Below are 7,751 nucleotides of genomic sequence, written 5' to 3'. Positions count from 1 at the left end.
GGACCCTGTTCTCGCCATCCGAAGTGCCGGACCTGCATGACCTGACCGGCAAGGCCTTCGAAGAGCGTTACGAGTACTACGAAGCCCTCACCGAGTACCCAGGCAAGGTCAAGCTGTTCAAGACCATCCAGGCCAAAGACCTGTGGCGCAAGATGCTCTCGATGCTGTTCGAAACCGGCCACCCATGGCTGACCTTCAAAGACCCGTGCAACCTGCGCAGCCCACAGCAGCACGTCGGCGTGGTCCACAGCTCGAACCTGTGCACCGAGATCACCTTGAACACCAACAAGGACGAGATCGCCGTTTGTAACCTGGGCTCGATCAACCTGCCGAACCACATCGTGGACGGCAAGCTGGACACCACCAAGCTCAAGCGCACCATCGACACAGCCGTACGCATGCTCGATAACGTTATCGACATCAACTACTACTCGGTGCCGCAAGCACGCAACTCGAACTTGAAGCACCGTCCAGTGGGCTTGGGCATCATGGGCTTCCAGGACGCGCTGTACCTGCAACACCTGCCGTACGGTTCCGACGCTGCTGTCGAGTTCGCCGACCGTTCGATGGAAGCTGTCAGCTACTACGCGATCCAGGCTTCTTGCGACCTGGCCGATGAGCGCGGCGCTTACGAGACGTTCCCGGGTTCGCTGTGGTCCAAAGGCATTCTGCCGCTGGATTCGCAACAGATCCTGATCGAACAGCGTGGCCAGAAGTACATCGACGTTGACCTGAACGAAACTCTGGATTGGGCGCCAGTTCGTGCCCGCGTCCAGAAAGGTATTCGTAACTCCAACATCATGGCCATCGCACCGACCGCCACCATCGCCAACATCACTGGCGTGTCGCAGTCGATCGAACCGACGTATCAAAACCTGTACGTGAAGTCGAACCTCTCGGGCGAATTCACCGTGATCAACCCGTACTTGGTTCGCGACCTTAAAGCTCGCGGCTTGTGGGACTCGGTCATGATCAACGACCTGAAGTACTACGACGGTTCCGTACAGCAAATCGAACGCATCCCACAGGAACTCAAAGACCTGTACGCCACCGCGTTCGAAGTGGAAACCAAGTGGATCGTCGACGCCGCCAGCCGCCGTCAAAAGTGGATCGACCAGGCTCAGTCACTGAACCTGTACATCGCTGGCGCATCGGGCAAGAAGCTGGACGTGACCTACCGTATGGCTTGGTACCGTGGCCTGAAAACCACTTATTACCTCCGTGCCCTGGCCGCGACCAGCACCGAGAAGTCGACCATCAGCACCAGCAAGCTCAACGCAGTATCGAGCGGCAACCACGGCGACGATGCAATTCTGGCTGCTCCAAAGCCATCGGAATTCACCGCAGCCGGTCCAGCGCCAGTGCCTAAGGCGTGTGCCATAGACGAGCCGGATTGCGAAGCCTGCCAGTAATCGTTCCAGGCGCCGCACGATTCTGAGCGGCGCCCGCGTTGTTGCCGGTTTTCCCGGCCTCCTCACGTACTAACGTACGCTCCGGGGTCCAAAAAAACCGGCGCCTAGCGGGCACTCACTCAGGCCCGCGCTGTTTTTTGCAGCGTCGGTGTAAAGCAACATCAAAGGCCTTCGAGCCCACAAATTTTATGTTTTTTGCGTGCAGTACCGTACCGCAAGTAACGCACCCCATGATCCACCGGCCAGTCCACCCGACTGACCCTCGCGCAGGAGACGCATACCATGCTGAACTGGGATGAATTCCACAAAGAAGACGGCGAAACCGTCGCACGTGCTACCAACGCTGGCCACGCCAACGAAGCCAACATGGACCGCCTCGACAGCGCCGGCGGCGCCGCAGCTCAAGAAGCCCGCGCAGTAACCGCCAACGACTCGGCAGCGATCATTCGCGCCAAGGCCGCTCTGGACAGCCTCGACGTCGCCGAAGGTCTGGCTGAACTCGAAGGCGCCAGCGCCCGTGTTGCCGTTGACGAAAAGATGATGATCAACTGCCGCGCCGACCTTAACCAACTCGTGCCGTTCAAGTACGACTGGGCTTGGCAGAAATACCTCGACGGCTGCGCCAACCATTGGATGCCGCAAGAGGTCAACATGACCGCCGACATCGCCGTATGGCGCGATCCTGAAGGCCTGACCGACGACGAACGCCGCATCGTGATGCGTAACCTCGGCTTCTTCTCCACCGCCGACTCCCTGGTTGCCAACAACCTGGTACTGGCTGTTTATCGCCTGATCACCAACCCGGAATGCCGCCAGTACATCCTGCGCCAAGCATTCGAAGAGGCGATCCACACCCACGCTTACCAGTACTGCATCGAATCGCTGGGCATGGACGAAGGCGAGATCTTCAACATGTACCACGAGATTCCATCGGTCGCCAAAAAGGCAGCCTGGGGCCTCAAGTACACCCGTTCGATCTCCGATCCGAAGTTCGAAACCGGCACCGTCGACACCGACAAAGAATTGCTGCGCAACCTGATCGCTTACTACTGCGTACTGGAAGGCATCTTCTTCTACTGCGGCTTCACCCAGATCCTCTCCATGGGCCGCCGCAATAAAATGACCGGCGTCGCCGAGCAGTTCCAATACATCCTGCGCGACGAATCCATGCACCTGAACTTCGGCATCGATGTGATCAACCAGATCAAAATCGAAAACCCACACCTGTGGGACGCCGGGATGAAGGAAGAAGCTTCGCAGATGATTCTGCAGGGCACGCAGCTTGAGATTGAATACGCTCGCGACACCATGCCTCGCGGCGTGCTGGGCATGAACGCGGCGATGATGGAGGACTACCTCAAGTTCATCGCAAACCGTCGTTTGAGCCAGATTGGGCTGAAGGAAGAGTATCCAGGGACGACTAACCCGTTCCCTTGGATGAGCGAGATTATGGACTTGAAGAAAGAGAAGAATTTCTTTGAGACTCGGGTTATTGAGTATCAGACTGGTGGGGCGCTGAGCTGGGATTGATTTCTGGGCTTGATTGCTTAGCTGATGTTTGAAATAGAAAAGCCAGGGGCGTGATGCTTCCTGGCTTTTTTGTTTTGGCTAAAACCTTTCTGCAGTAGTCAGAAGGCTAACGTCATGTAGGCCTTCGCAAAACGCTGCTAATAAAGCAGCAGTTGAAGCCTAAAAGGCAGCATCTTTCAACAACTTTAAAGCATCCTCCCTAGCTAGCAGCACGCCCTCGATACTGTTGAATCATCTCCTTTGAAACATCGTCTTTAAAACACAACGGCGCGTAGCCATTCGGCCGGTTGTAAGCGCTGCGCTTACCGCAACGGCTGCCATTTTTCGCGGAGTTATAGGGACAAGGGCAATTTCCGGGGTAAGAAGAAATCGACTCCTCCATCAGAATTTTGATAATGGCTGCATCAGCTAACGTCGTTTGTTTGCCCGACGCTGAAAATCCGTAGAACAGCGCCAACACGGCGATTAAGCTTATCCCTAGTTTTCTCATGGCCTTTCCTTAGCGTTCATAGTCGAAGAATCGAAAATTCTTCCACTATGATGCCTTAATGCCATGATCAATTTAATTATATTATGTAGGCCATACCTCTCCATAGACATGGAAACTTCCTACACGTATCGTCGCGAATGCATTGGATATCGGCGGCGTTATGACGAAGAAAGTTTCTACCCTGTGGACCGATGTAGAACTCGAAGTGGCTGTAGATGCTTACCTCAATATGCTCGAAATGGAGAACAACTCCCTCCCGTTCAACAAGGCCGATATAGGCTTGAAGCTGCGAAACGGCGCGCTGATTGCTCGTACCAAATCAGCCGTTGAATTGCGAATGCGGAATATTTCCAGCGTGATGAATGAGCTGGGATTGAGACCAATAACCGGCTACGTGCCCGCAGCAAATGTCGGCGCGAACGTAAGCGGTAAGATCGAGAAAATGCTTAACAACAAAGGCGTTTTCAGACTGGAGAGCCAAGCCGCGCAAGCTAGCGACGCGTTGCCCCATCTAAAAATTGAAGAAAAATCAGAGCCCTATCTCGAGTCGCCCCCGCCGGGTGTCAGGCATCCAAAGCAATCCATCGCTCCAGCTATACCTATATCCGTGATGAAAAGGTTCGAGATTGGGTGCTCAAGCAAGCTAACGGTACATGCGAAGGCTGCGGGCATGCAGCGCCGTTTCTAGGCGTGGATGGAACGCCATTCCTTGAAGTTCATCATGTTCGCCCCCTCGCCCAAATGGGTAGCGACAGGGTGGAAAATGCAGCAGCGCTTTGCCCGAACTGCCATCGTCGTTGTCACTTGGCGGCGGATGGAAAAGCCTTTACCCAATCGCTCTACATAAGGGTCAAACGCCTCAAAGAAGAACATTTCGACGTAACGCCGTAAGCACTCGTTCGGGGAACACCGCATTGACCTAGCTTGCCCCAAATGAAAACCGCCAAGACGTATCAGGTTTCCCGGCACCGGGTGGTAATTGAAGTACCCACTGACCCACGACTCGAACAGGCTCATGACGGCTGCGCTTCAGCTCATCCCGGATAGCCAACAGCGTTGCACGCATTTGCTTCTTTACGGTCAGTCGCCGCGACATGTGGGAGGCCCAGATGTATCACCTTAGCTCCCGCGGTTACCGCACCATCGCCTTTGATCGCCGCGGTTTCGGTCGATCTGACCAACCTTGGACCGGTTATGATTACGATACCTTTGCCGATGACATCCATCAGTTGATCGAACACCTGCAACTCACCGATATCACGTTAGTGGGTTTTTCAATGAGTGGCGGAGACGTCACGCGCTACATTGCCCGCCATGGCACGTCCAAAGTTGCCAAACTGGCGCTACTGGGCTCAGTCGTGCCCGCCTTCGTCAAAAGCGACGATCACCCTCAAGGGATCGATGAGTGCGTATTCACGGGGATTAAGGCCGGTATTTTAAAGGACCGCGCGCAGTTCTTGACCGACTTCAACCCGATATTCTTCGGTATAGACATCGGCCAGAAAGTATCAAGCGCCATTCTTAATCGCACCATGACCGTTGCCATGTTGGCGTCGCTCAAAGCCACGATCGGTTGCGTGACGGCCTTCTCCATGACCGATTTCCGTCCAGATATGGATAAGATCAACGTCCCGACACTTGCGATCCATGGCAGTAGCGATGTTGTGGCGCCCTACGAAGCCACTGCGAAACTGGCCACTCAGATGATCGCCGACTGCACGGTGAAGCTCTACGAGGGAGCACCACACGGATTTCCTGTTACCCACACTGACCGCTTAAATGAAGACTTGCTCGAATTCCTTCAATCCTGATTTACGCTTACGTAAAAAGGCCGCTCGGACATGTCCGAGCGGCCTTTTTACGAGCCAGATGGAGCTGATGCGGATCATTGCGTCAGTCCTCGGATGAATCTCGCACAACCCTCGGAGTCGTTAATCGGCCAGTTCACACTGAGCTGTCGATGCCTGCACGGCACGTCAATTTTAATCGCGGTCTCGGCAGTCGTTTGGGCGTTCGGCTCTAGTTTCAAAGGAGTGAAAGCTGGCAGGTTTTAACCGTCAACAAATAGCACGAACCTTCCATCCCCAACACCGAACCAAGCCCATCCTTGCGCTGTGTCTTCATCTATCCAAGGAGAATATCCCATGACAACGGCCAAGGCTGTACCCGGTAAAGGCTTGCTAGACCCCGTCAATCACGTGCTGGTCTTGATCGACTTCCAGTCGCAGATGGCGTTTGCTACGAAGTCCATCGACGCTACCAACCTGCGCAATAACGCCGCGCTCATCAGCAAAGCAGCCAAAGAGTTTTCGGTGCCTGTGGTGCTCACTACGGTGGCCGAGAAGAGCTTCTCAGGCCCAATGTTCGCTGAAATCACTTCGGTGTTTCCGGAGCAAAAGGCAATCGACCGTACCAGCATGAATACTTGGGAAGATGAAAACATTGCGGTTGAGATCAACCGGATCGGTAAAAGCCGCGTTGTGTTGGCCGGTCTTTGGACGTCGGTTTGCATCGTCGGACCCGCTCTGTCTGCGATTGATCAGGGCTTTGAGGTGTATGTGATCACCGATGCTTGTGGCGATGTGTCTGATGAGGCGCACGAACGTGCGATTCAGCGCATGATTCAAGCAGGTGCACGTCCTGTGACGTCGGTTCAGTACTTGTTGGAACTACAACGGGATTGGGCTCGCGGGGAAACTTACGACCAGACAGTTAAGACGGCTATTGCTCATGGTGGCAGTTATGGGCTTGGTTTGATTTACGCGAAGACCATGTTTAATGCTTCAGAAGGTCATTGATGTAGATGCTGCTTTTTGGGCAGCGATTGCTGCCTAAAAAGCAGCGGACATAACAACGTTGTCGCGATCAGGTTGGTAATTTACGACTGCTGCGCAGCCGATCGCGGGCAAGCGCGCTCCTACAGTTTCGAGACCATGTTTTTCAGGTTTGAGATTGTGTTTGCCCGCGAGGAGCATGGGGCGGTTGCGAATGCTGGATTCAAGGTTTTGATTGCGCTCGCCCGCGAGGACCGTGAAGCGGTTGATCGCGGGCAAGCGTTTTGTTGGGTAGGCTCGTTAGCCGATCGCTACACCATGCGCCTCAGCCATTGGCTTTAAGCCGCCCGCAAAGCCTTGTCCAATTGCCTTGAACTTGAACTCGTCCCCGGCGCGGTAAAGTTCGCCGAAGATCATCGCGGTTTCGGTGGAGGCGTCTTCTGAAAGGTCGTAGCGAGCGAGTTCTTTGCCGTCAGCTTTGTTCACTACGCGGATGAAGGCGTTGGCGACTTGACCGAAGTTTTGCTTACGCTCTTCAGCGGAGTGGATGGTGACTGCGAACACCAGCTTTTTAACTGCAGCGGCCAGGCCGTTGAGTTTGACGGTGACTTGTTCGTCATCGCCTTCGCCAGCACCAGAGCGGTTGTCGCCCATGTGTTCTACGGAGCCGTCTGCGCTTTTTTTGTTGTTATAAAAAATGAAGCTCGCGTCGTCGAGTACTTTTCCGTTTTCGCCAACGATGAATACCGACGCATCCAGGTCGAATTCAGTGCCGTCGGTGGCACGCGGGTCCCAGCCCAAACCTACGACTACCTCGGTAAGCCCAGGGGCTTCTTTGGACAGGGAAACGTTGCCGCCTTTGTTCAGACTTACAGCCATCGCTAAATCCTTTTCGCTGATTAAAAAATGTGTGCCTTAGAAGCTCATGCCGTAGGAATTTGCCAGGGCCTTGAGACCACCGGCGAAGCCTTGGCCGACTGCGCGAAATTTCCATTCGGAGCCGTTGCGATAAAGCTCGGCGAAGACCATGGCGGTTTCGACAGACGCATCTTCAGCCAAGTCATAACGAACGATCTCGGCACTGGTGACATCGTTTACCACGCGGATAAACGAGCCGCTGACCTGACCGAAGTTTTGCTTACGGGCTTCGGCGTCGTGAATGGTGACGATGAACACGACCTTGTCGACGTCCACTGGAACGCGGCTTAGATCGACTGTCAGTGATTCATCATCGCCAGCACCTTCACCGGTGCGGTTGTCGCCGGTGTGCTCAATGGAGCCATCGACGCTTTTCAGTTGGTTGTAAAAAATGAAGTCTTTTTCGCTACGGACTTTGCCGTTTGCGCCCACCAGCAGAGCGCTGGCGTCCAGGTCGAATTCCTGGCCATTAGTAGCGCGCGGATCCCAACCCAAGCCGATGAGAATCTTGGTCAGTGTGGGGTCAGTTTTTGACAGCGAGAGGTTGCCGCCTTTTTGCAAAGTCAAAGCCATTTTCATTGATTCCATTTTTGATGATTAAGCTTTTTCAACTGGCTCTACCTTTCC

General features: G+C 54.4%; 9 protein-coding genes and 1 pseudogene. 6 read left to right on the top strand and 4 right to left on the bottom strand.

The window, feature by feature from the left end; translation table 11 throughout:
* Positions 1-1,412, top strand: a 1,412-nt coding sequence (locus M0974_RS24440; RefSeq protein WP_297843070.1) for a ribonucleoside-diphosphate reductase subunit alpha, incomplete at its 5' end; no start/stop codon positions are given.
* Between the two features lie 282 nt (positions 1,413-1,694).
* Complete coding sequence (locus M0974_RS24435) at positions 1,695-2,942, top strand: ribonucleotide-diphosphate reductase subunit beta (protein ID WP_297843067.1); 1,248 nt, start codon at positions 1,695-1,697, stop codon at positions 2,940-2,942.
* 199 nt (positions 2,943-3,141) lie between these two features.
* Here M0974_RS24435 and M0974_RS24430 read toward each other — a convergent pair whose 3' ends face one another.
* On the bottom strand, positions 3,142-3,432 hold the full coding sequence (locus M0974_RS24430) for a hypothetical protein (protein WP_297843064.1): 291 nt from the start codon (positions 3,430-3,432) through the stop codon (positions 3,142-3,144).
* 160 nt (positions 3,433-3,592) lie between these two features.
* On the opposite strand from M0974_RS24430, the gene M0974_RS24425 reads away from it, so the two are divergent.
* From M0974_RS24425 to M0974_RS24410, 4 genes and pseudogenes are all read left to right on the top strand, one after another.
* Positions 3,593-4,120 (top strand): hypothetical protein, encoded by a 528-nt coding sequence (locus M0974_RS24425; protein WP_297843062.1) that lies wholly within the window; start codon positions 3,593-3,595, stop codon positions 4,118-4,120.
* Complete coding sequence (locus M0974_RS24420; RefSeq protein WP_367279046.1) at positions 4,063-4,323, top strand: HNH endonuclease; 261 nt, start codon at positions 4,063-4,065, stop codon at positions 4,321-4,323. The genes M0974_RS24425 and M0974_RS24420 overlap by 58 nt, the downstream gene beginning before the upstream one ends.
* A 200-nt stretch (positions 4,324-4,523) precedes the next feature.
* Positions 4,524-5,243: pseudogene (locus tag M0974_RS24415) on the top strand (alpha/beta fold hydrolase); the annotation flags it as partial.
* A gap of 333 nt (positions 5,244-5,576) precedes the next feature.
* Positions 5,577-6,230 carry a hydrolase gene (locus M0974_RS24410; protein ID WP_297843056.1) on the top strand — a complete coding sequence of 218 codons (654 nt, stop codon included), beginning with the start codon at positions 5,577-5,579 and terminating at the stop codon, positions 6,228-6,230.
* Positions 6,231-6,263: 33 nt separating this feature from the next.
* Here M0974_RS24410 and M0974_RS24405 read toward each other — a convergent pair whose 3' ends face one another.
* From M0974_RS24405 to M0974_RS24395, 3 genes are read right to left on the bottom strand one after another with little or no spacing between them, the layout of a single operon-like run.
* The gene (locus tag M0974_RS24405) at positions 6,264-6,485 is read right to left on the bottom strand and encodes a hypothetical protein (RefSeq protein ID WP_297843054.1); all 222 of its coding nucleotides are present in this window, start codon (positions 6,483-6,485) and stop codon (positions 6,264-6,266) included.
* 21 nt (positions 6,486-6,506) lie between these two features.
* Positions 6,507-7,085 (bottom strand): TerD family protein, encoded by a 579-nt coding sequence (locus tag M0974_RS24400; RefSeq protein ID WP_297843050.1) that lies wholly within the window; start codon positions 7,083-7,085, stop codon positions 6,507-6,509.
* 36 nt (positions 7,086-7,121) lie between these two features.
* On the bottom strand, positions 7,122-7,697 hold the full coding sequence (locus M0974_RS24395; protein ID WP_297843046.1) for a TerD family protein: 576 nt from the start codon (positions 7,695-7,697) through the stop codon (positions 7,122-7,124).
* Between the last annotated feature and the right edge of the window lie 54 nt (positions 7,698-7,751).

The organism is Pseudomonas sp. (genome assembly GCF_026224925.1).
Taxonomy (GTDB): domain Bacteria; phylum Pseudomonadota; class Gammaproteobacteria; order Pseudomonadales; family Pseudomonadaceae; genus Aquipseudomonas.
Note: the sequence above shows the minus strand (reverse complement) of the source record. Positions and strands in the feature narration are given on the sequence as shown.

Coding starts and splice junctions, on each gene's coding strand:
- M0974_RS24435 (WP_297843067.1), top strand. CDS start 1,695: ATGCTGAACTGGGATGAATTCCACAAAGAAGACGGCGAAACCGTCGCA.
- M0974_RS24430 (WP_297843064.1), bottom strand. CDS start 3,432: ATGAGAAAACTAGGGATAAGCTTAATCGCCGTGTTGGCGCTGTTCTAC.
- M0974_RS24425 (WP_297843062.1), top strand. CDS start 3,593: ATGACGAAGAAAGTTTCTACCCTGTGGACCGATGTAGAACTCGAAGTG.
- M0974_RS24410 (WP_297843056.1), top strand. CDS start 5,577: ATGACAACGGCCAAGGCTGTACCCGGTAAAGGCTTGCTAGACCCCGTC.
- M0974_RS24400 (WP_297843050.1), bottom strand. CDS start 7,085: ATGGCTGTAAGTCTGAACAAAGGCGGCAACGTTTCCCTGTCCAAAGAA.
- M0974_RS24395 (WP_297843046.1), bottom strand. CDS start 7,697: ATGGCTTTGACTTTGCAAAAAGGCGGCAACCTCTCGCTGTCAAAAACT.